The sequence below is a fragment of the Paenibacillus cucumis (ex Kampfer et al. 2016) genome (genome assembly GCF_019748695.1).
Lineage (GTDB): Bacteria > Bacillota > Bacilli > Paenibacillales > Paenibacillaceae > Paenibacillus > Paenibacillus polysaccharolyticus.
This window is the reverse complement of sequence record NZ_JACLIC010000036.1, coordinates 65,527-91,370: the sequence shown is the minus strand read 5'-3', so window position 1 is coordinate 91,370 and position 25,844 is coordinate 65,527. Positions and strand designations below refer to the sequence as shown.

At 45.4% G+C, this 25,844-nt stretch carries 18 protein-coding genes; 5 read left to right on the top strand and 13 right to left on the bottom strand.

What is annotated here, in order from left to right; translation table 11 throughout:
* Positions 1–163 precede the first annotated feature (163 nt).
* The 9 genes from H7T88_RS21005 to H7T88_RS20965 form a co-directional block, all read right to left on the bottom strand.
* A complete protein-coding gene (locus H7T88_RS21005; RefSeq protein WP_423246151.1) occupies positions 164–2,977 on the bottom strand; it encodes a glycoside hydrolase family 3 C-terminal domain-containing protein in 2,814 nt (937 codons plus the stop codon).
* Positions 2,978–3,247: 270 nt separating this feature from the next.
* Entirely contained in the window at positions 3,248–4,336 is a 1,089-nt protein-coding gene (locus tag H7T88_RS21000) for a low temperature requirement protein A (RefSeq protein ID WP_221790132.1), read from the bottom strand.
* A 27-nt stretch (positions 4,337–4,363) separates the two neighbouring features.
* Positions 4,364–5,323 carry a ring-cleaving dioxygenase gene (locus H7T88_RS20995; protein WP_221790130.1) on the bottom strand — a complete coding sequence of 320 codons (960 nt, stop codon included), beginning with the start codon at positions 5,321–5,323 and terminating at the stop codon, positions 4,364–4,366.
* A gap of 178 nt (positions 5,324–5,501) precedes the next feature.
* Complete coding sequence (locus tag H7T88_RS20990; protein ID WP_090924289.1) at positions 5,502–5,729, bottom strand: DUF896 domain-containing protein; 228 nt, start codon at positions 5,727–5,729, stop codon at positions 5,502–5,504.
* Between the two features lie 347 nt (positions 5,730–6,076).
* Complete coding sequence (locus H7T88_RS20985; protein WP_154984859.1) at positions 6,077–7,123, bottom strand: SPFH domain-containing protein; 1,047 nt, start codon at positions 7,121–7,123, stop codon at positions 6,077–6,079.
* Positions 7,124–7,217: 94 nt separating this feature from the next.
* Complete coding sequence (locus H7T88_RS20980) at positions 7,218–7,991, bottom strand: TPM domain-containing protein (protein ID WP_154891589.1); 774 nt, start codon at positions 7,989–7,991, stop codon at positions 7,218–7,220.
* Between the two features lie 23 nt (positions 7,992–8,014).
* Positions 8,015–9,046, bottom strand: a complete 1,032-nt coding sequence (locus H7T88_RS20975; RefSeq protein WP_154891530.1) for a TFIIB-type zinc ribbon-containing protein — start codon at positions 9,044–9,046, stop codon at positions 8,015–8,017.
* A 30-nt stretch (positions 9,047–9,076) separates the two neighbouring features.
* The gene (locus H7T88_RS20970) at positions 9,077–9,784 is read right to left on the bottom strand and encodes a PspA/IM30 family protein (RefSeq protein ID WP_221790190.1); all 708 of its coding nucleotides are present in this window, start codon (positions 9,782–9,784) and stop codon (positions 9,077–9,079) included.
* 87 nt (positions 9,785–9,871) lie between these two features.
* Positions 9,872–10,090: a hypothetical protein gene (locus H7T88_RS20965; protein WP_090924252.1), complete on the bottom strand. Its 219-nt coding sequence runs from the start codon at positions 10,088–10,090 to the stop codon at positions 9,872–9,874.
* Positions 10,091–10,320: 230 nt separating this feature from the next.
* On the opposite strand from H7T88_RS20965, the gene H7T88_RS20960 reads away from it, so the two are divergent.
* The 4 genes from H7T88_RS20960 to pdxA all read left to right on the top strand — a co-directional run bounded on the left by H7T88_RS20960 (position 10,321) and on the right by pdxA (position 15,799).
* Entirely contained in the window at positions 10,321–12,009 is a 1,689-nt protein-coding gene (locus H7T88_RS20960; protein WP_221790128.1) for a PrpR N-terminal domain-containing protein, read from the top strand.
* Between the two features lie 236 nt (positions 12,010–12,245).
* Complete coding sequence (locus H7T88_RS20955) at positions 12,246–13,232, top strand: 2-keto-3-deoxygluconate permease (protein ID WP_221790126.1); 987 nt, start codon at positions 12,246–12,248, stop codon at positions 13,230–13,232.
* Between the two features lie 273 nt (positions 13,233–13,505).
* Positions 13,506–14,801, top strand: a complete 1,296-nt coding sequence (locus H7T88_RS20950) for a four-carbon acid sugar kinase family protein (protein ID WP_221790124.1) — start codon at positions 13,506–13,508, stop codon at positions 14,799–14,801.
* Positions 14,798–15,799 carry a 4-hydroxythreonine-4-phosphate dehydrogenase PdxA gene (gene pdxA / locus H7T88_RS20945; protein ID WP_221790122.1) on the top strand — a complete coding sequence of 334 codons (1,002 nt, stop codon included), beginning with the start codon at positions 14,798–14,800 and terminating at the stop codon, positions 15,797–15,799. Before H7T88_RS20950 ends, pdxA begins: the two co-directional genes overlap by 4 nt.
* Before the next feature lie 108 nt (positions 15,800–15,907).
* On the opposite strand, the gene H7T88_RS20940 is transcribed toward pdxA, so the two are convergent.
* The gene (locus H7T88_RS20940) at positions 15,908–17,704 is read right to left on the bottom strand and encodes a hypothetical protein (protein ID WP_221790121.1); all 1,797 of its coding nucleotides are present in this window, start codon (positions 17,702–17,704) and stop codon (positions 15,908–15,910) included.
* 372 nt (positions 17,705–18,076) lie between these two features.
* Positions 18,077–18,994, bottom strand: a complete 918-nt coding sequence (locus H7T88_RS20935) for an AraC family transcriptional regulator (protein ID WP_221790120.1) — start codon at positions 18,992–18,994, stop codon at positions 18,077–18,079.
* 373 nt (positions 18,995–19,367) lie between these two features.
* On the opposite strand from H7T88_RS20935, the gene H7T88_RS20930 reads away from it, so the two are divergent.
* A complete protein-coding gene (locus tag H7T88_RS20930) occupies positions 19,368–22,541 on the top strand; it encodes an alpha-mannosidase (protein ID WP_221790119.1) in 3,174 nt (1,057 codons plus the stop codon).
* Positions 22,542–22,735: 194 nt separating this feature from the next.
* Here H7T88_RS20930 and H7T88_RS20925 read toward each other — a convergent pair whose 3' ends face one another.
* Positions 22,736–23,587: an aldo/keto reductase gene (locus H7T88_RS20925; protein WP_221790118.1), complete on the bottom strand. Its 852-nt coding sequence runs from the start codon at positions 23,585–23,587 to the stop codon at positions 22,736–22,738.
* Between the two features lie 121 nt (positions 23,588–23,708).
* On the bottom strand, positions 23,709–25,655 hold the full coding sequence (locus H7T88_RS20920; protein ID WP_221790117.1) for an AraC family transcriptional regulator: 1,947 nt from the start codon (positions 25,653–25,655) through the stop codon (positions 23,709–23,711).
* Positions 25,656–25,844: the final 189 nt, after the last annotated feature.

Genomic DNA, 25,844 nt, shown 5'->3' with positions numbered 1-25,844 from the left:
GACAACAAAAGGACACTGCACGCAGTGTCCTTTGTTATTATCCCAGTAACGGTTTTAGCACCACACTATTACACTTCTACTTAGAAAGAGACCCGAATGCATGCATGTGCCAGTCCATTTACATGTCACCTTTTATATCGCAAGCATACCGTTAAAACCTAACCTACACTTGCTTGAATTCGATCCAATCGATCTGCAATCCTGGTTTTGTAAAGTCAAGCTTGAGTTCATACGCCCCTGCTTCCAGTTGCACTTTCACCAGCTTTTGTCTGATCCATTTGCCTTCTGTACCGTTCGTTTGAATCGTCGTAGCAAGCTGACCATTCAGCAGCACATTACATGCACTTTGCGCCAGTTCAGGCTCAGGTGACATAATCTGCACGATAATCCGGTACTGGCCTGCTTCATCCACTTTCATATATACAGGCTCAGTTACCGCAGGTTTTATCTGTGCATTATCAGCCAGCGACTGGGCGTTTGCCGCAGTCAGAGACGCGTTCGCCTGGAACGAAGCCACGTTCTCTACAATCTCATGTTTGCGTGAGGATACCGGCGCGTTCATGATGAATTTGCAGATATTGATCGCGGAGCGCTGTAGCTCGCCGCGGGTCAAAGTTCCATTTTCGAGCGATTCCATTGTATTATCGTCCCAGCCGTTGATCTCTGCGCCATAGTTTGGCACAACCATGTACAGGTCGTTCTGAGCGCGAACCATCCAGTTCGTGAACTTGCGATCGGCTTCTCCGCCTTCTACCACATCGTTCATAATGGCCCACCAGTCGGTCATCACAATGCCGTCGAAGTTCCACTCTCCACGCAGAATCGTTGTGTTCAGATCGTAGTTGGATGCAGCCCAGTGTCCGTTAATCGGATTGTAAGAGGTCATGATGGAGTTCGCTCCACCCTCTTTCACCGCAATCTCGAACCCTTTCAGATAAATTTCGCGTAGCGCACGTTCGGATACAACAGCATCGACTTTGCTACGGTGTTTCTCCTGGTTGTTGCAGGCAAAGTGTTTCAGTGTGGCGTTAGATCCGCCCTTCATAATACCTTTCGTACAAGCAGCGGCAAATACACCCGAGATCAGCGGATCTTCCGAGAAGTACTCGAAGTTACGACCATTCAGCGGACTGCGGCGGATATTGAGTCCAGGTCCGAGTAAGGTGTCTACCTGATTGCGAAGCAGCTCTTGTCCTTCCATCACATACAGTTCTTCTACCAAGTCTGCATTCCACGTTGCCGCTAGCAGCGTTCCGATAGATACTTGTGTTGCTTTTTCCCCACTATCCATACGGATACCGGACGGGCCATCTGCCGTACAGGCAACAGGAATGCCATAGTTAAACAGGCTGTCACTCACACCACCGAAAGCCGATGCCGTTCCCGAAGTAACCAGCGGACTGCTCATGCCTTCGCCGCGTACAATTGCTGCCAGATCCTGATCGCTCAGTTGAGCTACAAAGGCCTCCAGACTCACTTTACCCGCCTTCACGTCACTCAGCTTGTAACCCTGATTTCCCGTCTGCTCCAATGTTTGCGGCAAGTTCTGCTTGATGCGATCCGCGATAGACACTTTGCGCTTTGGAACATCTACATAAGTCAGCTCGTATGATCCATCTGCCTTGCGAATGCCCGGTTTCAACCGTGTAAAATCTTCCGTTGGCGCCATCGCTTCCTGCAATTGCTCCACCAGTTGAACCGTGTCCACAACGTAGCCATCTTGGCCGTCGACGCCAACATGCTCTACCTGCTTCACACTCGTACCCACATGCAGACGGTACGTTCCAGCTTCAAGCACGTATGCGGAAGCATATCCCGTTACACCCGCATCATCATACGAAGCCATGTGATTTACCGGGAAACGGATCGTTAACAGCTCGGAATCGCCGGGCTGCAATAGTCCTGTTTTGCCAAAAGCGGCAAGTGCTTTCACCGGTTGTCCCAGTTCCCCTTGCGGTGCTTCATAATACACCTGAACGACCTCTTTACCTGCATAGGTTGTACCGGAGTTGGTCACGTTCACACGAACCTCGATCGATGTCTCACCGTTCTCGGTCACCGTGCGAGCTTTCTCGATTTGTGTGGCAAAAGTGGTGTAAGACAAGCCATAACCGAACTCAAATTGTACTTTTTCAGGTCGAAACGTTTCGAAAAAACGATACCCCACATAAATATCTTCCTGATACAGGTTCTTGAACTCATTTCCGTAGTTGCTTGTAGAAGGGTAATCTTCGATGGAATATGCAATCGTATCCGTCAGTTTACCGCTTGGTGTCACGTCTCCAGCCAGTACGTCCGCGATCGCGTTACCGCCTTCCATGCCGCCGTGCCAGGAGTAAATTACACCTTGAATCGGATGCAAAACCGTTTCGTCCAGCCAGCTCATATCCATAATATTGGAGACATTAAGTACTACAATTGTATGTTCAAAATGGTTCGTCACATGCTTCAGCATCGCCTTCTCATCGTCGGTCAGACGATAACTTCCGGGTGCATCTGCATTATCCTGATCTTCCCCTGCAGTACGTCCTATGACCACAATAGCTTTGCTGGATTTACTTCTTGCCTGTGCGACCAATTCGTCCGTGAGTGGCATTTCCTTCTGATTCCACGGCTCGGCCGCCCATACTTTGCCGCCATCGTCAAACGGATTTTCCTCGATCCATTTCTCATAAACCGCTGCCAGTTCTTCATTAACGGTAATGTTCTTTTTACTGCGTAGTCCATCCAGCAGATTCGTGGTATACGCGACATGAACACTCCCGCCTGAACCTGTACCACTGCGATAATAATTCACTTGAATCCGGCCAAAAACTGAAACGTTTTCGGAACGACTAAGTGGAAGCACCTGTCCTTCATTTTTAAGCAAAACGGCTCCTTCGGCAGCCACTGTACGGCTGAACTCTGCAAACCCTTCCAATGGAACACCAATTAGATTTGTACTCAAATGATTTCCCTCCTGAAATGTTATCTCCATATCTGTGTGAAACGGCTATTTATAAACAAGATTAGATCGTACCCCCATTACTACGATGGCAAAATAACCTTAATATCGCTCTTTCCCCGACTAAGCTCATTTAAAAATAGAACGAACTTCATGGATATGGCTGATTTACTTGTACCTAGTCCCATCTTAACAGATTGCCTACATGAAAATATATGAGAAATATTTATGCTCTTATAGCAAAAATGAAAGCCACGAACAAAGTCGTCCGTGGCTCTTGCTTCTTTTTTATATAAACACAGGTCAAGTCGTCAGCTTCGCATATACCAGAAAGAACAACATATCCTCACCCATGATGACATATCCGGGAACGCGGTAGATTAGATCCACCACCACAAAGGCCACTAACAAGCCCACCATGACTATCATATGAACTGGACGGAGGCGAAGATGCGGGTGTCTGTAGCGATGAAACACAAGGGTTGTTGACAGGAAATACAGTAGCACCGAGCCAAATACAAACGCAAGCATAAACTCATAACTCAGCAGGTTCTGGTACAGCAGTTGGATCGAAGCAGCGATCATGCTCAGGGAGATGTAGATAAATAGATGCCCGTAGATGATCGCCTGCCCGGCGGTTTGCATCTCTTTGCTCACTTTTTTCTCCACGTTATCGAAGTACTGCCACCACATGGCGATGACAAACAGGGACGTAAAGACGGCAAACAAGATTGATTTCAAATCCCATTGATCGGCCGACAATACCGCGATAATACTGACAACGGATTCACCTAGCAGAATGAGCGTAAAGAGAGCAAAACGTTCCAGCAGATGATGGGTCTGCACAGGCACCTTCACCAGATTTTTACGACCAAGCAGCGGTAAAATAATATCCACGGCAATTCCGGCATACAAAATTACATACCGCACCCAAGAATCAAAGAACAGCGAACCCGATGAGATCACGATGCCAATGATAAACGAGAGGCCCAGGAAACGGGCGGCCTGCTGCTGATGCTCGCTTTTCGATTTGTGGATCGTCAGGTACTGAATCGCGGTAAATGCTCTGGAACCAATATAACCTACGAAGAAGGATAGATAGTGTTCGTCAAAATGAGTCGAAAGACTCGCCGTCATAATGAGAACCGACAGCAGTTGAAGGATGAGGAAAATCCGATGGCTCAGAATATCCTGACCATAACGGTTGATGAACAAGGTCTGGCCTACCCACGCCCACCATACCGGGATAAAGATTAACACAAACTTTAATAAATATTCCCATGTAATGACGCCGTGCTCGGCATGTAACAAGACATGGCCTGCTTTGGAGACTGCCGCGACGAAAAGCAAATCATAGAACAGCTCCAGCCAGGTGACCTTTTTCTCCATCATCCCTCAATGCTCCTTTATCTCTCTAAGTCACTCTGTCACAGCTGTGACAGGCGTAAGTGTTCTGACTTGAATCGGCTGCAGATTATCCTCGATCTGAGTCCGGTATTGCTCAAACCACTCTGGCAGCATCAGTTTCTGTCCAAGCGCTTCGGCGGGTTCGTCTTTGGCAAAGCCTGGAGGATCGGTCGCAATCTCAAACAGGATGCCGCCAGCTTCTCTGAAGTAAATCGCGTTAAAATACTGGCGATCCCGTACCGGAGTCGGCTGGTAGCCATACTCGCGCACGGCTTCGCTCCACTGCGCGTGCTGTGCATCATCGACTGCACGCCATGCGATATGGTGCACCGTTCCTGCGCCGCCCATACCAAGTGGCACGCGGGTAACAGGCACATCCACGATGTTGCCAATGTCTCCGATGGAACGGAAGCGGGCATATTCTTCATTTTCGCCCAATTTCACAAATCCGAGAATACGCTCAAGTGCATCCATCGTACGCTGCGGATTCACACTGAACAGTACGGCTCCACCGAACCCTTTGATTGCATGTTCAGCAGGAATACCTTCCTGCACCCAAGTATTTGCCGCTCCTTCTTCCCGCTCAACAAGCTCCAGACGCAAGCCTTCGCTATCTTCGAATTGCAGCAATTCCTCATCAAAGCGGTTAGTTCGAGTCACTTCGATATTAAAACTTTCCAGACGATTTTGCCAGAAGTCCATAGAACCCGGTGGAATGACATATGAAGTGATGCCGACTTGACCGCCGCCAATCTGGCCTCGTGGTGAACCAGCCGCCGGGAAGAAGGTAATAATGGTTCCTGGACTGCCGTGCTCATCTCCGAAGTACAGATGGTATACATCCGGTGCATCGAAGTTTACTGTTTTTTTCACCAGACGAAGTCCCAGAACTCCGGCGTAAAAATCAACGTTAGCTTGTGGATCTCCAGCAAAAGCGGTAATGTGGTGGATGCCTGTCGTTTGAATATTCATGATTATTTCCTCCTTGGTTTGTATGCTTATTTATAGTGGAATTATATTATCTTTAAATTAAGATATATGGTCTGTGCTACTCGTGCCGGATTGAGACTAACATCCGTACGAGTAGCACAGTTTATCGTGAACTCCCGATCAGGGAACGTTTAGTGCCCCTCTGCTTCTGCAACAAAATCTATGGATTCTGTCTGGAAGCCTGCTCTTGTTTCAATTTATCTGGAGTCACGTCATCGCCGTTTGGATCGTAGATGGTGGCATTCAGCAAAATGTCGTTGACTGAACCACGGAAAGTCTGCAAATATTCCTGGCGAAGGCGAGTCTGTTCAGCCTGTTCCATCTCCGTCAACCCACCTGCTTTGGCTTTTCTCGCGAGTTCATTAATTCGCGTCAATGTTGGAATCATCATCTGGATCTCTCCTCCTGTTCAATCATTTGAAGATATTTATTTGAGTATATTCTTGTGTTAATCTTGCTGTCACTTTCATTCAAATTAAATATCTTAATATAAAGATAATTGATTTTGTTTTGGTTGTCAACACTTTGTTTTTATGAAAAATCAAGCGGGTTTGCTTCGCATTCAAACGTATCGCTCCTATATAATTAAAATCAATAAAAGGTTAGCCCTACGGATATGATCTCCTGTAGAACTAACCTTTTATTCGAGTTATGCTTAGAATATATTAGATAAGCTTAAATTGAAGTTGAACCTCAGGTATCCCGTTACTTCGGGAATCCGGATTTAGTAAGCGATCAGGCCAGCTTTTGTCCGCAGTTCGGACAGAAGTTGGCTCCTTCATTTTTGGCACCACAGTTCGGACAGAAGTTTGGCTTTTTGCCATCCCCACCAGAAGACGAAGGCGCACCCGCATTATTATTCTGCTGTTGACTTTGATTCTGGTTGCTTTGGTTATTCCCTTGGTTATTTGAATTTTGATGATTGGAGTTCTGATTGTTCTGGTTCATGTTTTTCAGCATTTCATTCGCCATGTTCATACCCATCATCATACCTGCCATATCGGAAGCTGCACCGCCGCCCTGTACTTTACCGGAAGAGATCCCGTCGGTCATACTCACCTGCTGGTACTTTTGCAGATTGCCGATCATCTCGTGGGAGGCCGTTTTGGTGATCATATCCTGAATTTCCTGCGGATAGTTAAAGCTCATCACCTGGAAACCGGTTATGCCAATCCCGATATCCATCATCTGCATATCCAGATCCTCTTGAATACCGCGTGCAATATCCGATGCATTCGCTTGTAGATTGAACATGTCCTTGCCCTCACGGCTAATCCACTTCATCAGTAGCTGATCCAGCACAGACGTGATGCGGATTTTGACATCCTCCACCAGGTAACTCTGTTTGATGCCTGCGATTTTATCGATCAGGGTGACATAGTCACTAACCTTAAAGTTAAACGTTCCGTTCGCCCGAATCGGCATACCGCCGGGAAGCTGCGGTGTCGGAATCAGTACCGGACTTTGCGTACCCCAGCGGACGGTGAACTCCTTTGTATTCACAAACAATACCTCAACCCGCATACCGCTGTTGAATCCGAACTTGAATCCTTTTAGCGTGGACAGAAACGGAATAATCTCCGAGTCGATATTAAACGAACCTTCGTCCTCAAAAATCCCTTCCACCTTACCGTTATTCAGGAAAATCGCATCCTGTCCCGAGCGGATAATCAGCTTACTGCCCTTTTTAATCTCTCGGTTGTTCCACTTCCAGAAGATCATATCATCTCTGAATTCTTCCCATTCCACTACATTGGAGAACTGATTTCTGAAAAATCCCATGTTCGATCCCGTCCCTTCTATAGTAACCCTATCAAGCTTCATCTACGTTGTGCCATCATTCAATAAATGTTGACGATATGTCTGGTTATTGCGGTTAGAACGATCGGCTACTACCACTGTGCGAATGTCCACCTGCGGTCGTACCTCCACCACCGCCGCCTCCGCTGTTGTTATTGTTTTTCTCAATTTTGGTCTTCGTGACCGTTGTGCGAATATATCGATCCTGACGATCAATCACATGAGAGTTATCCGAATCCTCATAAGTAGCGCGGTTCACCGTCACACGTCCGCCCGAACGATAGGTCATGACACCAACGACAATACCACCAATCGCTACAGATGCGGCAAGCTGAAACCATGTTTTGAATAAAATATTATCCGGGTTCACTCCAGGCTTGAGATCCAGATATTCGTAAGACAGGTTCAGAAACTTTTCAAAAGCGATCCGATAATTGCCTTCTGATAAATCCGAGTAAATTTTGTCTGTAATTCTAGCGGTTCGGTCGTTGTCGACGTATTCTTCACCTTTATAAAAACCCGCCACATAAACCTTCCGATTGTACATATCCAATGTCAGCATAACGGTGTTCCCATGAGGTTTATCATACCCTGGTGCTCGGTTATCGTAGAATTCCTGAGTCAGAAGCTTATCTTCCTTCTGTTCCTCGTTGTTAGTCGTGTAAATGATCAAGTCCGTCTGACGCTCCGCCGAATACTGATTCGCCAGTGCATTTAATTCATTTCGATCCTGTTCACTTAACAGGTTAGCCTCATCGTAGATGAGGTTTTTGTTCTCGGCTGCGGATGCTGATGATATCGGAAAGATCGGAGCGAGCATGGTCACTAGAAGTACAATTAGCGCTGCCATCGCAACTACGGGTCTTTTTTGGCTCACAGGAATCCACCACCCATCATCCACGACACCAGCTTCAGCGACAACAGTGAAACGGCGGCGACACCCGTAAACCATCCAGCCACTTTGGCTTTACTGATCGGTGGTTTGCCGACCACTTTACCCGTCTGTCCATTCATGGCAAAGGTGTACTGTTTGTGGTTGTAATCATAGTTGACCATCCATACGGGTAACAGGACATAGTCTGCATTTTTGAGCGTGGTATCGATATGTTTATTGGTGTAGCTCACGCTTGTATATCCCGATACGGTAGAGGCGATGTAAGAATCAATGTAGGATCTCGTCTTATCCTTGGCCCGTGGAAAAAGCTCATCTTCGGAATAACTGTATTTTTCCGCAATATATCCCGCCAGATACGGGGTTTTGAACAATTTCAGCTCATTGTAGGGAAACGGCTCCAGCTTATCCATCAGCTCGTCGTTCATTTTTTCCGATGCGTCGATGGGCAGATTCACGTATTCCAACCGAATTTTACGATAAATATCAAAATGCTGCGTCTCCGTATAATGGTAGTCACCCTGCGTATAGGATCGTACCTTGGTACCCTGAGCATGGACCTCAATTCGGTTATGTAAATCATAAAGCCAGAACGGCACGTATATGCCGGTAACGCTCTGGATGCGATCAGCGGTCATGAATCCACCGGGCGTGAGCAGACCGTTTCTGCACCATTTTTTGAACGCCTGTTTCGCTTGATCTTTGTTGATGGAAAAAGGAATCACCATCGCCGGGGCCAAATTGCCCGTCAGCCGATCACTTAGCACCACCGCCGCACCGCAGAAACTGCATGTCGTTGCACTTGTCTCCGGTTCGGTCACGATATCTGCTCCGCAGCTGTTGCAGTGATATTCCTTCACTTCCCCCTCCGTAAACACCTGCTTCTTCAAGGGATCAGGGAGCTGTTCAATGTTGTCCTGCCGCCCGCAGCTCGGACAAGATAATGCACCGGACACACTATCAAAAATCATGCCGCTGCCGCAATTCGGACATTTATACTCTAATACCGGCATCTGTTCACCTCCGTGTCTAAATCGGATGTCTTACTTCCCTAGTTTCTCCTGGATCGCTGCCAGTTCCTCGTCCGCACTTGGACTTGGATTCTCTCTATTCCTATTACCCGCATCCGCGTTCATATCCCGCTCCAGCTGTGCAATAAGTTCATCCAGATCATCTTCCTGTGTGCCTGCACGAAGCTCGGCAAGTGCTTCCGCTTCATTTAATGCCTGATTCGCTTGATCTTCCATCGCTTTAAACGCAGATTCAGCACGGCTCGCAGATGCATTTTGTTCATTCAACTGCTGCTTTGCCTTCGCATCAGCCATGCGGCCTTTCAGCTCTGCATGTCTTGCCTCCAATGTCCCCAAATCTGCAACAAGTTTGTCGTTCATGTGTTTCATCATCTGCGCTTTGGCGGAGGCCCGGTCATATGCCGCTTGTAATTCATTGCGTTTGTCAGCCAGCTTCACTTTTTTCTCCAAAAAGCTGCGTGCCTTGTCCACATCACCTGACTCCGCTGATTTCTCCGCATAACGTTGCAACTTGTTCACCTCAGCTTGGCACTCATCCAGTGCCCGCTTGGCCCGATTTTCATCCGACAGTACCGCGGCTGTCTCCGCTTTCACCTGTCCCAAGTCACTGCTCAGGCTCCGCATGTACTCGTTCACCGTTTTCTCCGGATCATCTGCCCGGTTCAGCATATGATTCACATTGGCCTTCATCACGTCTCTAAACCTCGATAAGATTCCCACCATTTGTTCCTCCTTCGGGTATGTTCATATGAATATAATACATGAATAACACCGCATACGTTTCATTAAAATGATTCTAAGCTCTGGCTACATCTCCTCAGGCAGGCTCTCCACCGCTGTAAAAAAGACATCCAGCAGCTCCACACCATACGCAGTCCGCACGTATTCTGTAATCTCTGCCACATCCTCTTGCCGCTGATACTCCAGGCACGGACGGCCTTCGCTCCACAGCACTCTGCAAGGGAATCGCTCCACCACACACTGGATAATATGGTCTGGATCAGCGGCTTTATGTATATTGGGCATATGTCTCGACTCCTTTATATAAATTAGCTTTGATGTCGCAAACGCGCTCTAACTATGCACTTAGTAAATCCCTTCCCCAATGCTTTAATTTTGAAATACATGTTGTTTTGATTCAGTGCAGTTCGTCACATCGTTCTTCATACCTCGCTTCACTCCTCTTCAAAGATGCCTTTCTTCTTCAAATTAGCTATAATAAAGGGATCAATGATTTTATAAAAGGCAGGAAAACTATGCGTACACGAGTTCATTTCATCGCTCCTTATGAATCGATGATTCCTATTATAGAAGAATGCATACCTCACTATCCTGAGCTATCCATCCAGACCGATGTGGGTGACTTGGCAAAAGGGGTAGAGCTGGCCATTCAAGCTGAGAAAAACGGTGCAGAAATTATTATTAGCCGCGGCGGAACCGCGCAACTTATTAAACAGGCGGTGGCCGTTCCTGTCATCGATGTGCAGCTATCTGGCTATGACATGATTCGTTCTCTCACACTGGCAAGCCAGTTTAACGGACATACAGCTATCGTTGGATTCTCCAACATTACATCTGGCGCACAGTCCATAATCGACCTGATGGATCTGCCGCTCAAAGTTTACACCATACATAGCTCCGAAGAGGTCGCCAGGTTACTACTGGAGTTGAAGGCCTCTGGGTACCAGCAGATTGTGGGTGACGTTATTACCGTGAATACCGCAAAGGCCTACGGTCTGGACGGTTTATTGATTCAATCGGGCACCGAATCCATTCTCAGAGCCATGGAGGATGCACAGCTAGTCTACCGTTATTTGAGCAAAAATCAGACGGTCTCCATCATACTCCATGATCTCGTGACCCAAGAGCATCGGAATCTGCTGATTTTGGACGAACAGGACGAAGTAGTTTTTGAAAACTGGGCTGATTTTGATCATAATCCACTCACCGAAAATCACTTGTATCTAATGAACACAAGTCTGGAGTTCCATCAATCCAAAATTCAGAACGTGTTTATGGTAGACGATTATCAATTGACGGTGCAGGCTTATGAAACCAAGCTGGATAACAAGAGCTACAAGGTGTATCTGCTGGAAAAAGGAGAACCTTACGCATTTGCACAATTCGGCATCACCACGTTCACCGATTCCTCGATGGAGCCCATCGTTGCCGAATCACCTGCCATGCAGGCTGTATTAAAGAATATCCGCGCACTCTATTCGCATAATGAAGCGATATACTTATTGGGCGAAGCCGACTCTGGTAAATCCTTTCTGGTCAAACATATGCATCAGATACATGCTGGCGGTGGACTTTTGTTGCAAATTGATCTCTCCCAGGTTCCTTCAGGTCATTTGCACAAAATCCCGTTAACCAAGGTGAAAACGGTCGAGCTGAATCAGATCGAATCACGCCTGAACGATCCTGAGCTGCTTACCTTCATCGAGACCTGTCTCCAAAACAACATCGGTCTGTTTATTCTAAGTGAGCAAGTGCCTGATCCGAATTGGACACTCCGGCTGAAGCTGAACACACTCATGATGCCAAGCCTGGCCGAACGTACGGAGGATCTTGAACCGTTGATGCAGCATTTCCTGACGGGGTATTATCACAAATACGGCACTACCGCTGTACGAATCAAGGAGGATGCAGTACAGATAATTCGGGATCAGGCCGCACAGATGAACGTCAATCAACTGAAACATCTGATCAAACAAGCTGCGCTGAATGAACCGGATTATGTCATTACGAGGGGCACTTTAACCCGTCTACTTCATCAACAGTCTGCGGCAAATGTAAGTGCAATGAAGCTTGGTGGCACATTAAAAGAAATTGAGCAGGAAGTCATTAAGCGAGTGCTACAGGAAGAAAATAATAATCAATCCAAAGCCGCTGAGCGTCTGGGGATTAACCGAGCCACATTATGGCGTAAACTTAAAGATTAACTTTAAGTTTACGTCTTTTTTTATGGGCTTTTTTTGCGGGTTTCTTTTTCAAAAGCAGCACTCCTTATGCTCGTTTAATGGATATTGGACTACGTATGATAATGTGTTGCATTTTTAAACATAAGTGCACTTAATTTAAATTTACAATAATTTATTGTTGCTAATTTAAACAACATAAGCTAACATAGTCTCTGCAAGCGCTTAAGAAAACGATTACTTCATAAGGAGCTACGACTATGAACATTAAAGCTACTCTCGATCGCATCCCTGGCGGTATGATGGTTGTTCCCCTGTTGCTAGGTGCAACGATCAATACATTTTTCCCGAATGCTCTACGCATCGGTGGATTTACAGAAGCTCTTTTTGTAAACAGTGCGAGCACACTCATTGCATTATTCCTGTTAATTGCAGGTACACAGATCACATTTAAAACAGCTGGTTCCTCTGTCGGCAAAGGTTTGACCCTGCTTACGTTCAAGTGGGTAATCGGTGCTGGTCTTGGTTTCATCGCTATTCTACTCGCTGACTCAAACGGCTTATTTCTAGGACTTGCTCCGCTTGCCATTATTGCAGCTATGACGAACTCCAACGGCGGCCTCTACATTGCACTTGCAGGTCAATATGGCAAAGAAGATGATAAAGCAGCCTACCCGTTCCTCGCACTTAGTGACGGTCCATTTCTAACGATGGTAGCGCTCTCGATCTTTGGTGCGATGGGCTTTGCGAACGGTATGTTCTCTCCGATGTCCTTTGTTGCGGTATTGCTTCCACTGATCGTTGGTGTCATTATTGGTAATCTGGATCGTAACATGGCTGAATGGTTGCACAAAGGCAGTGACAAGCTCGTTCCGTTTTTTGCCTTTGCACTTGGTATGGGCATCAACTTCTCCTCCATTATCCAAGGTGGACTTGGTGGAATTCTGCTCGGCGTGCTGACTGTGATTCTTACAGGCGGGGTTGGATACTTGCTCTTCAAAGCCATCGGCTGGAATCCCATTGTTGGCGCATCCGAAGGTTCTACAGCAGGGAATGCGGTAGGTACACCAGCCGCCATCGTAGCTGCCAACGCTTCATTTGGCCCTATTGCGGAGATTGCTACGGTGCAGATTGCGGCAAGTGTTGTGACCACGGCAATTTTGTTGCCGATCTTTATCGGTTTCCTCTCTAAACGGCTGGAGAAATCAGGCGGGGTCGCCAAATATAATGAACGACCGACCACATAAATAATGGGCATTAATACTGAGTAATTTTTTTGAATTTTTTACCATATAAATTGAACTATCTATTTACACATTAACGGAGAGGACAGAAAAAACCTGGAGAAGCGAAGCGTTCGCCTTTATCACCGGATTTCCCCCTTTGGAAAAGGAATTCAAGAAATCTGGGGATAACAGCGATTGGAAGGTTATTCTGTCATCGGAGTGATCCGTGTAAACACCTTTGGTTCAATTTATATGGTTAATGTAACAAACGAAAACTAAAGGAGGGATGACTGCATGAAACTGGCCATTATTGCAGATGATTTGACCGGTGCCAATGACAGCGGGGTGCAGCTAGCCCGGCATGGCCTGAAGACGAGTGTTCTATTTAATATGGACGAGGCCTCACTGGCCTCTTATGATACCGTTGTTTTTGATACGGATAGCCGTTCTATTGCAGCAGAGGAAGCTTATAATCGCGTGTATCATGCAGCCAAGCTGCTGACGGAGAACGGGTTCGATACGCTTTTCAAAAAGATGGATTCCACCATGCGAGGCAATATCGGTATCGAGATCGATGCAGTGTATGATGTTGTACAACCTGATTTCATGATGATCGCCCCGGGATATCCGAAAAATAACCGCACCATTCGGGAGGGTATTCATTATCTGAACGGCGTGCCACTTGCGGAGACAGAGATTGCTCTTGATCCGAAGACACCCGTGACGCTCTCTTACCTGCCGGATCTGCTCAAACAGCAGACGGAATACCGCGTGGGCGAGATCACAATTGGTGATCTGGAAGCTGGACAAAAGCAATTACATGCCAAACTGGAGCAGTTCAAACAAAACAACATTCCGTATGTACTGGTGGATTCCACAGAGGAAGCACATTTGGAGCAGATTTTGCAGATGACACGGGACATGCCGTATGCATTTGCTTGGGCGGGTTCAGCAGGGATTGCGAACTATCTACCGGCTCACTATGAGCTAGAATCCAAATCCGCCGCACTCACCATCCCGGAAAATACCGGCCCCATCTTAACCGTCGTGGGCAGTGTGAATAAAAACTCTCGTGAGCAGTTGTATCGTTTGCTTCGTCAGTCTCGGATCGCGTCCGTATCGTTTCATTCATTCAAAGCCGTATCGGCAGAGGCAGATCGTACTGCGGAGATGGAACGTGTCTACGATGAGGTTAGAACCAAAGCGCTGGAGAGGGAAGATGTTGTGCTCTACTCCACTGCCGAATCCATCGATATTGAGCTGGCACGGGCAACAGGTGAGAATCGCGGATTGAATCACACACAAGTCAGCAACGAAATCGTACGTGCGATAGGCGAAATATGCGCCAGATTGCTCGAAGAGGGACTTTTCAAAGGAGTATCCATGACGGGCGGTGATACCGCCAAACAGATTTGTCTGAAATGGAATATTAGCGGATTCGAACTGCTGGACGAGCTCGAAATCGGCGTGCCAATCTCCAGATTTATGGGTATTGAAGATTTATATGTGATTACCAAAGCCGGCGGATTTGGCAAACCGGACGTCTTTATCCGAGCGATTCAAAAATTAAAAGGGGGCATTCTCGTATGAAACCCACAGTAGGTATTACGATGGGCGATGCCGCAGGCATTGGACCGGAGATTATTATGAAAGCACTGGCACATCAAGAGGTATATGATCAGTGCAACCCGCTTGTGATCGGTGATGCAAAGATTTTGGAGCGTGTGCTACCCGTGATCGGCTCCAACTTGAAAGTGAATTCTATTCAGGAACCAGAAGAAGCAAAGTATAAATTCGGTACTGTCGATGTCATTGATCTGAACTTTGTTCCAGCTGATCTGGAGTACGGAAAAGTGTCAGCTGTCGCGGGAGATGCGGCATTTCAGTTTCTTGCGAAGGCCATTGATTTGGCGAAAAAGAAACAGATTCACTCGATCTGCACAGCACCGCTTAACAAAGAAGCACTGCATCTGGGAGGTCATCTGTATCCAGGCCATACGGAGATTTTGGCAGACCTGACGGACACCGAGGACTTCTCCATGATGCTCACTACGCCTAACTTGCGCGTCATTCACTTGACCACTCATATGGGCCTGATTGATGCTATTGCGAGCATTAACCCGGAAAGAACCTACACGGTTGTGAAGCTGGCTCATGATACGTTGAAAAAAGCAGGCTTTGACAATCCACGCGTCGCGGTATGCGGGATTAACCCTCATGCCGGAGAGAACGGCCTATTCGGCAACGGGGAAGAAGAAGAGAAGTTGCAGCCCGGCATTGAGCGTGCGCAGCAGGAAGGCATTAACGTCGTTGGTCCACTGCCAGCGGACACACTCTTCTTCCGCGCAGGCCGCGGCGACTTCGACATCGTTGTAGCCTGCTACCACGACCAAGGTCATGCCCCAATCAAAGTGATGGGCATTGAGGAAGGCGTAAACATCACGGTTGGACTGAAAGGCGGCATCATCCGCACATCCGTGGACCACGGCACAGCCTTTGATATCGCTGGCAAAAATATCGCTGATGATAAAAGCATGCTGGCAGCTATTCGCTCCGCCATTGAGCTTGCACCGAAAGATTTGGTGTAAACTATATTTATAACATATTCTCTTTTACATTATTATATAAATTTAAAAGAAGACCGAGTAGATATGGTCTTCTTTTAAATTTTTAAAAATTATAGAAACTATAGATCATTATCCTATGAATAAATAATTTGGTTTACAAATTTCTTCTTTTGGAATATTACCCTCTTGTAACCCCACCATATAATTTTCAAAGGTGTAATCAATAGAATTCAATACTTCTGTTATTTTGTATTGTGGATTTTTGCACAAATAATATATCAATAATCCAAGCAAGTTATTGTTATAACAGTATAGTCGAAGTGCTTTAAAGTTTAAATTTGCACGTGTTTCCTTACCAGAATGTATAAGTACATTTCTTGCTCTGTAGCTTCTAACTAAATCATGTTTAATTTCTTGCATTTTTATATTCAGATACTCATTTAATCTCTTGGGTGCGGTCAGGAATTGACCGATTTCCGAGATACCTCTTACTAAACTATTATTAAACTCCAGTTCTTTTGCAAGACTATGGCCTTTTCTAAGTATAAAATCTATAAGAGCACTTAAATCATATTGATATTCTTCATTTTCCTTTTTACATTCCATAAAAGCATTAACAATTTCAATATTTTCATCTTTATATTCATAAATTCCGCTCCAGAAATTGTTGATTTTATCCTTCATAATATAGAGGCATATTACTTTAGGAACGATATCTTTTACTTTAGAAATAATACTTCCGCCCGCTTCCTTAAAGGTAAGTATATACTCCAGAACCGCCCATAAGTTTATGATCTTATTCTCTTCAGATTGGTGAAGTTGACTCTTCACGATATTTAATGCCCTCTGCACATTAAATACTTCTTGTGAATTAATATTTTCACAGAATACTCGTTCCCGATATAAAATAAAATCCTCAACATCCTGACGTTCTCTGTTTTCAAGCTTAGAGAATAGAATCTTAGTATCTTCTGGGATATCATCTGTTATTCTAATTTTTTTATATGAACCATTAGGGAATTTACATATAATTTTATCTTGATAAAGTTTCTTTTTTTCATTTGTTACATAATCAATCATTTGAAAATAAGAATTAATGGAACTTAAAATTTGTTCCAAACCTTTAAAGTAATCCATAGACTCAACCTGAATCTCACAAACATGATAGTCCTCTGAAATCTGTAAAAATCCTTTTATTGGCTTTCCATTACTTATACCAAAATTTAATGTTTCAAAATTTTTCTTGATCAATGAAAGATTAAAATCAATATAAAGCTCATCCTCTTTAAAAATTTCATTACGATATACATTAATATAATAAGTGTATTTGGCTTGACTCTTTTTAAACTTACCAAACTTATTTAAAATAAAATCCACATTCTCTGTACTTAATTCTATGGAACCCAAATTTTCTGTGACCCATGAATCTAGATATTTCAAAGAATACCCTTCGTACATGAGTTCATTAATAATAAAATGTATTGCTTTTTCTGCCTCAATAAAACTTCTATAATTCTTGACTAGTTCCACTATAGTCAAATAGATATTACTAGAATCGATCTTTTTAATTAAAGAATTACAAATATTATAAACGTGTGAATAGTTAAGTGCCTTTTCGCCCATCTCCTTCTCATTTATTTTATTCATTTGTACCATCAGTAAATTTAATTCTTTCGTAAAGGGGCTACCATCTAACAATATTGAATTTTTAATGTAGAATTGTATTGCCTCAATAAGCTCCCTTCTAGCATTACCAAGCTTTTCAAGCTCCAAATTTGAAATAATATCTTCATGAATCTCTACATAATCTAATAGTAACTCTCTAATACTTGGAGTATAAATTTTTGATAAAGATCGATGCGTATTTTTTATGTACTCCTTAAAACCCTCTATGAAATACTTTTTAGCACCTAAGCTTCTATCCATATACCCAACTCCTTAAAATTTTCAATTATTTATTTGGTGAATATGGTTAAACTATATATAGAACCCGAGTGCTTCTCTCCTCTGAAATGGGTCATATTTGATTCCCCCAGATGATGTTAGCACTCTTTTTATAAGATGATCAATTTCGAAATTAAATCCCCTTTGTTATACTTGATTAAATCATTCATACCTGATATCATTAGTACATATATTAATTTAAGAACAACAGAGTGCTTCTCTCTTCTGAAATGGGTCATAATGATTCCCCCAGAAGATGATAGCACTCTTTTTTATTTTGTATCATATATCGCTAAAGTAACTTTCTCATTACCCGTAATTTAGAATAATTTTAACACTTCCTCTTCTCCCTTTTTATAGTGTATTTATTTCCCCAAGATTTCGCTCATCCTGCGCAGGTCTACTACGCCGATACGCACTTGGCGACATTCCATTCTGCTTATTAAATATGCGATTGAACTGCGAAAAGCTGGTGAAGCCGCATTGGGTAGCAATATCCGTAATTTTCTCACTCGAATGTATCAGCATTTGTTGGGCATTTCGAATTCGGGTCATCTGCACATATTCCGTAAACGTGAAGCCTGTGACTTTGTTGAACTGGCGCGATAGATGATGTGCGCTGACATAAAATCGTCTGGACACGTCATCCAGCGACATCTCCTGCTGATAGTGACTGTGAATATAGGATGCAATAGCATACATTCGCTGGGTCATGGATGATCCTTTTTCCTCACGGACATAACTATTCTCCGCCGCGTAACGATGAAGACCACATAGAAACTCGACAAATTTATGATGAATAGCTACCGATTGAATAGGAGATAACTGCTGTGATATCGCAAAAATATCGTTGAGGGGCGCAAGAACTTCCTTACGCCGTTCTTCCGAGAAGCGGAAAATGGGAACCTGCGCATTAAATATCGTAAACAGCTCGCTGTAACCGTTCTCAAGTCCAGGTAAACTGCGAGGCATAGCAAAATTAATCATTAACCTTTTGGGTGGCACACCCTTCGGATATTGGGTTTTATGAAGCAAAGCAGGCCGAAGCAACACAATATCATAGGGCTGCATCTCGTATAAACTGCCTTCAATAATATGTGCAGCGGTCCGATCCAGCAGAATGCAAATTTCATAAAAATCATGAAAATGCTGAAATTCCATATTGAGGTCATGCGAACGCTCGTCGTAATCCAGGTAATAATAAAGCGAATCCCCTGGCTGGTTCACATGGATCGCATATCCCTTCTCATATGTCAAAACCGATGATGTCATGGACATGCTCCTTCCCTAGGGCGTGTCTGAAAACGCTGAAGAAAGCAGATTTTGCCGAATTTTCGTTCCAAGCAAGGAAGTTTCCCGCAGGCGTGCCAGGGCACGTCAAGGGGAAGTGACGTAGCAGGGGGCGAAAAGGGGGTAAAAGATGCACTTCAGTAGATTTCAAGACACGCCCTAATCATTCATACGTCTATTTTAGCATGAAATGCAATAAAAATACGGCATTTCCAGCATACATTACGTAGTTTCTAGCATTTTTCGTTTGATATGATAAAGTTAAAATGTCAGCGTTTTCAATAATGAAGCTTCTATTGTTGTTGAAGTAGCCCTTACAGCCTGTACTTACTAAATACCAAGGTGGGAAACACATATGAAATTGAATTCCTTGTCTACTCGAATCCATACGATTGTGAAACACTTGGAAAGTGCACGATTAACGTCTAAGACATATATACCCGAGCTTTATCATAAAGAGAGCGGATACCATACATGGGATCTCGTGCATGAAGACCCTTCCTCATGGAACGTATTCCGCAAAGGTGATGGCTGGGGCGGCAAAGATGTACACAGCTGCTTCAAAACCCGCATTCGCATTCCCGACCATCTGGAGGGAAAAAAGGTCGTCTGCGCCATCGTTACCGGTGCCACAGATATTTGGAACTACGATAACCCACAATTTCTGGCGTTCCTGAACGGAGAACTGATCTGTGGTCTGGATGTGAATCATACTGAGATTGACCTGACTCCTGCTGCTTTCAAAGGGGAAGAGTTTGAACTGGCGCTGTATGCCTACTGTAGTACATCCGCAGCCGATGTTTTCCTGAACGTATATATTGCCGAGCATCATGAGCCTGTCTCGAATTTGTATTATGACCTGAAGGCTGCGCTGGATGCGGCAGACCTGCTACGCGAGGATGATCTGGAGCGTCTGAAGTTGATCGAACAGCTGAACGAAGCTGTAAATCTGCTCGATTTACGCCAAGAGAACAGCGCAGCTTTTCACGCATCCGTACTGAAAGCACGTGAGTATCTGCAAAACCATATCTATGGAGAGACTCGTCCCGACAGTGATCATATCCCGACCGTTCACTGCATTGGTCACACTCATATTGACGTGGCATGGCTGTGGACGCTGGATCAGACACGTGAGAAGGTTATCCGTAGCTTCGCGAGTGTGCTCTATCTGATGGATAAATTTCCGGAGTACACCTTCATGTCCTCCCAGCCTCAGCTCTATGCATATTTGAAAGCCGACTTCCCGTCTTTATATGAGAAAATCAAAGAAAAAGTGGCCGAAGGCCGCTGGGAAGCAGAAGGTTCGATGTGGCTGGAGGCGGATTGTAACCTGATCTCGGGTGAATCGATGATCCGTCAGATTATCTATGGCAAACGTTTCTTCAAGGAAGAATTCGGCGTAGAGAACCGTGTGCTCTGGCTGCCCGATGTATTCGGTTATAGCGCAGCGATGCCGCAGATTATGCGCAAGAGCGGAATCGACTATTTTATGACGACCAAAATTGCCTGGAATGATACGAACCAGATTCCAAACGATACGATGTATTGGAGAGGCATTGACGGTTCTGAGGTTCTGACACATTTCATCACGGCCAAAGACTATATTCCACATCCGGAATTCGGAAAGCACCGTTTCGAAACCACATACAACGGACGTTTTAACGCTTCACAAGTGAAAGGAACATGGCAGCGATACCAGAACAAAACCATCAACACCGATGTATTGCAATGCTTCGGCTTCGGAGACGGCGGCGGTGGACCAACGGAGGAAATGCTCGAGCACGGCAGACGGCTTGAAAAAGGACTCCCCGGCGTACCCACGGTGAAACGTACATTTGTGCGTGATTTTTTTGAAAAGTTAGAGCAGAATTTAGACGGCGTACGTTCCGTTCCGCGCTGGTCGGGCGAGCTGTATCTGGAATATCATCGCGGTACGTACACGTCCATGGCTCGTAATAAAAAGTATAACCGTCACAGTGAATTTGCACTGTCCGATGCCGAGCTGTTCTCTATGATTCAACGTCAGGCGGATGCCCAAGCCGACTATCCAACCGAAGCATTGGAACACGCATGGAAGCTGACGATGCTGAACCAGTTCCATGATATTTTGCCAGGCAGCTCCATTGAGCAGGTATACATCGATTCGCAGGAACAATATGAAGAGGTGTTGCGTGTCACGGACGAGTTGAAAAGCAGCGCCTTGAACGGCATTGTAAGCCAGATTACGTCGGATGGTGAAGCCATTGTTGTCTTTAACAGTACCGGCTTTGCGCGGACAGATGTGGTGGAACTGCCCGCTTTTGCGAAAAAAGTAACCGTACATGATGGAGATCGTCCTGTACCAAGTCAGTACACACCAGAAGGCGGATTGGTGTTCCTTGCCGAAAACGTGCCTGCATCAGGATACAAAACGTTCCGCATCATACCGGATGCCGCCGCTGATCTTGGCAGTGCAGGTGTATCGGTTGCCCAGTGGCAGTCGGAGCAGCAATCCATCGAGACCCCTTGGTATGATATTCGCCTGAATGAGAGTGCTGAATTTGTATCCGTGTGGGACAAGCTGGAGGGGCGTGAACTGCTTCAATCCGGTGAGCGCGGCAATGTATTGCAAGTATTCGAGGATCGTCCTGCGGAGTATGAGGCATGGAACATTGATGATTTTTACGAACAACATATGTGGGAGATCAATGATCTAGAGTCGATGGAATGGGTAGAGAGCGGCCCGGTACGTTCCGTGCTTCAAGTGAAAAGACAATTCCTGGACTCTGTCGTTGAACAAACTATCATTTTCTACGCACATACACGGCGGATCGACTTCCGTACCTTCGTAGACTGGAAACAGGAGCATTTGTTGCTGAAAGCTGCTTTCCCACTTGATATTTGGAGTGAAAAAGCCGTCTATGAAATCCAGTACGGTAACGTAGAACGCGCAACACACCGCAATACAAGCTGGGATCAGGCTCGTTTTGAGGTATGTGGTCAGAAGTGGGCTGATCTGGCGGAGAGCGGCTACGGCGTTGCCCTGCTAAATGACTGTAAATACGGATATGACATTCACAATTCGGTGATGCGTCTATCCCTGATCAAGAGCGCAACCTATCCGAACGAAAATGCCGACAAAGAGCAGCATGTGTTCACTTACTCCCTCTATCCGCATCAGGGTGATTTCCGTGAGGGACTAGTTATCCAGGCAGCTTATGATCTTAACCGTCCACTGGTTGGTCTGGAAGTAGGTTCACAAACTGGAACATTGCCGGGTACATGGTCGCTCGCTTCTGTGGATCAGGAGAATGTCGTGCTAGAGGTTATTAAAAAGGCCGAGGACAATGATGACATGATCATCCGTGTCTATGAAGCCCATGGCCGCCGCAGCCGTGCCTCCCTGCAATTGCCCGAGGGAACAGACGTCACAGCGTACGCATGTGATTTGCTGGAGAACATTGAAGCGGAGTGCCGTGTGGAAAACGCGCGTATTGCTTTTGATATCAAGCCTTACGAGATTCTGACGTTCCGTATCCCGCGCGTATAAGGCATCTGGCTGAGCAGGCTTGTCATAAAGCGGTACAGCCCAGATGATGTCCGTGTATAGACGAGTCCGAGAATCTGGTTAAATGCTAGCCGATACATCGTTCCATATGTAAAAGAGTGCCGCTTGTCCTTATGGACGAGGGCACTCTTTTTCTATGCGTTCTATTTTAAATGCTCAATAATCTCAGTAATCTCTTAAAACTCCTCATACTCGCTCGGGTCTTGATTCCATAACCTTCCATCCGGACGATTAAACGTAGCGATGACCTGCATCTCCTCATCGTTCAACTCAAAATCAAAAATATTAATGTTCTCCTGCTGATGCTGCAAGGAACCTGCCTTAGGAATCGGAATAGAGCCAAGCTGAATATGCCAGCGCAATATAATCTGTGTAGGCGTTTTGCCATGCGTTTCTGCAATGCGAACAATATTCTCGTCCTTCAAAATGTCCTGTAAAGCATCATTCCCACGTCCGATAGGACTCCAGGATTCGTTCACAATGCCATGCTTCGCATCCTGCTCCCGCTGCTTCGCTTGATCGAAGAACGGATGTAGCTCGATCTGATTCAGACTTGGTGCGACGCCCGTCTCCTGAATCAGCCGTTCATTGTGTTCAGGCAGGAAGTTGCTGACACCGATGGAGCGGATATATCCGCGTTTTCTCGCTTCGATTAAAGCTTGCCATGCCTCCACATACATGTCTTTCTTCGGATTAGGCCAGTGGATCAAGTATAGGTCATAATAATCCAGATCGGCTCTATACAGCGATTCCTGAATTGCGACCAACGCTTTGTCATAGGCATGATATCTGCCAGGCAGTTTGGAGGTAATGAGCAGTTCCTCTCTCGCAATGGAGCTTTGTTTGATTGCTCTACCCACGGTAGCTTCATTTTCATAGTTATACGCTGTATCAATCAAGCGATACCCTGCATCAAACGCAGACGCAATGGACTGAACCCCTGCTTCCCCTTTCAAACTGTACGTACCAAATCCAATCGCAGGCACTTTCAAGCCATCATTCAACGTGTATTCCGGGATATGATTCATTCGAGAACTCTCCTTTGTAAAAGGTGGTATGATCTTTCCTGAACAGCACTGGAAATATAAAGCATTCTCTCGTTATTCTACCCCTTCACGCCGGCTTGAATCAATTCAGGCAACTCCCGTTCTATCTGCCATCTCCTATAATTAGATCTGTAATGATGTCCAGTTGTTTCTCTACCGCAATAGGGTCACTCGGAAGGAACTGATCAAAATCAATAGAGTACACATGGCCTGATTTCCCCGCTGGTGAAGCATCGACCAGCTTCTGTACGTCTTTAAGCTTGTCCTCCGCTCCCTTATTCACAGCCAGGAACAGATGGTCACCGATAAACTCGGGAATCACCTCGCTGGATACCTCCCATGTTTCGCCATGAATGACGTCCGACTCTACCTTGGCTGCCGGCTTCAATCCAAGATATTTATAAATAATATTGCCCCCCATATTCGTATCTCCGTATACAAAAAGGGCATCTGGACGTACGTTTAGTATAGAGAACGTTTCATCCGCACGAACATAAGGGCTGATTTTTGCTTTGTATTCTGCAATTTTGGCTTTAAACTTCTCATTCCACTGCTTCGCTTCTTCCTGTTTACCGAGAATATCCCCAAACATCTCTATATCTTTGATGGGTTCATTATTCTGCTCGATCACAATGGTTGGGGCAATCTTGCTCAGTGCATCATACCCACCCTCCACAATCTCGGCTAATGCAGGTGTTGTTACAATCAAGTCTGGTTGCAGGGACAGAATCTTCTCCGCATCTGGCGGTATGCCAATATCGGTAATGCCTGTTTTGTCGCTAATATGCGGGTTGTCCAGAACATATGTCGTTGTGCCCACCGGTTTCACGCCAAGTGCGATCAGCTCACCCAGATGAAAGAAACTAACAACACGCTGTGGGTGCACAGGGATGGCTGTTTCGCCTTTTAAGTGTTTATAAACTCTCGTTTCCGCAGCAGTACTGTCTGATGCGGTCGCCGTTGCTGTTTGGCTTGCAGGCTCTTGAGCTGCCGCAGCCCCTCCTGTGGAATTGCTTGCCTGACATGCACTAAGAATCAACGATGTACATAATACCATCATGGCTCCAAAAGCAGGCCTTGAAAATCGAAACATGGATGTATCCCCTTCCTCACTCAATTGATAATAAGACTCATTCTCATTATGGGAATCAAAAGGAGGGGAGACAATGGACGATTCCAACCCATGTAATGGATTATTCTGAACCTGAGCTGCTTGTTGATATTCTGCGCGGAACTGAAGTGGGGAACGACCAGTGTGTTTTTTAAACAATCGACTGAAATAATATACATCTGCATAACCCACCTTGCTGGCAACGTCCTGGATTCGTGCATCCGACTTCAGAAGCAGCTGTTTGGCACGGTGAATACGCTCATGAATCAGATATTCGATTGGCCCTAGTCCGATCTGATTGCGGAATAAACGCGATAAATAACTCGTGCTGCAATCATATCTGCCCGCCAGTTTCTCCGCTGTAATGGACTCCATATAGTTCGCTTTAATATATTTGATAGCGTCGGTCACGATGTTGATTTTAGCACTCTCTGTATGTGCAAGTGTCTGGAGGTTTTGGCTCAAAACCTCGTATACCATCGGTAAAAAGAGTGATTGGGCTTGTAGCCGATCTAAAAGCTCATTGCTATTCCAGTGACGTTCCATCGCTTCACATTTTTCCTGAATTGGCAGCATTGCGTTTGGTGTAAACCCATAAGAATGGGTTAACCTCTCCTGACCCTCTGATGATACAGGTAAAAATGTATATAAAACCAGATATCCGGCCCATTCCTGATCGTGACCCGGCACTTCAAAAATCGTGTTCTTGTTCTCTCCTCCATAGAAAATGTAAGGTGAGCGGCAATGAACAAATTCACCGGACACCCTCACTCCAATCTCTCCATGCGTAAGAATAAAGAAAAACCCAGTATGTGCTTCAAACTCGGACAGATCCGGAACTGCCCCATGTTGTGCATGATAAGACTGAATACTTTGCAACCGCACTGCCGATCGACTCCACTGCTCGATATAAGCATTCCAATCTATTATCCTCTCCATCAACATCCCCCCTGTCTGTACGTGTACTGTATCTCGAATTCTATGAAGTGAGTTATTCTTCACCTGTGTATTGAAGCAATAGCGATTTTCAGGGGAAACGTTACCATTCCTCATCATCTTCCCATGCTCGCCTCATTACTATGTGCTTAAAATATGCCCTATTATATCACAGACAAAAAGCCATCAACC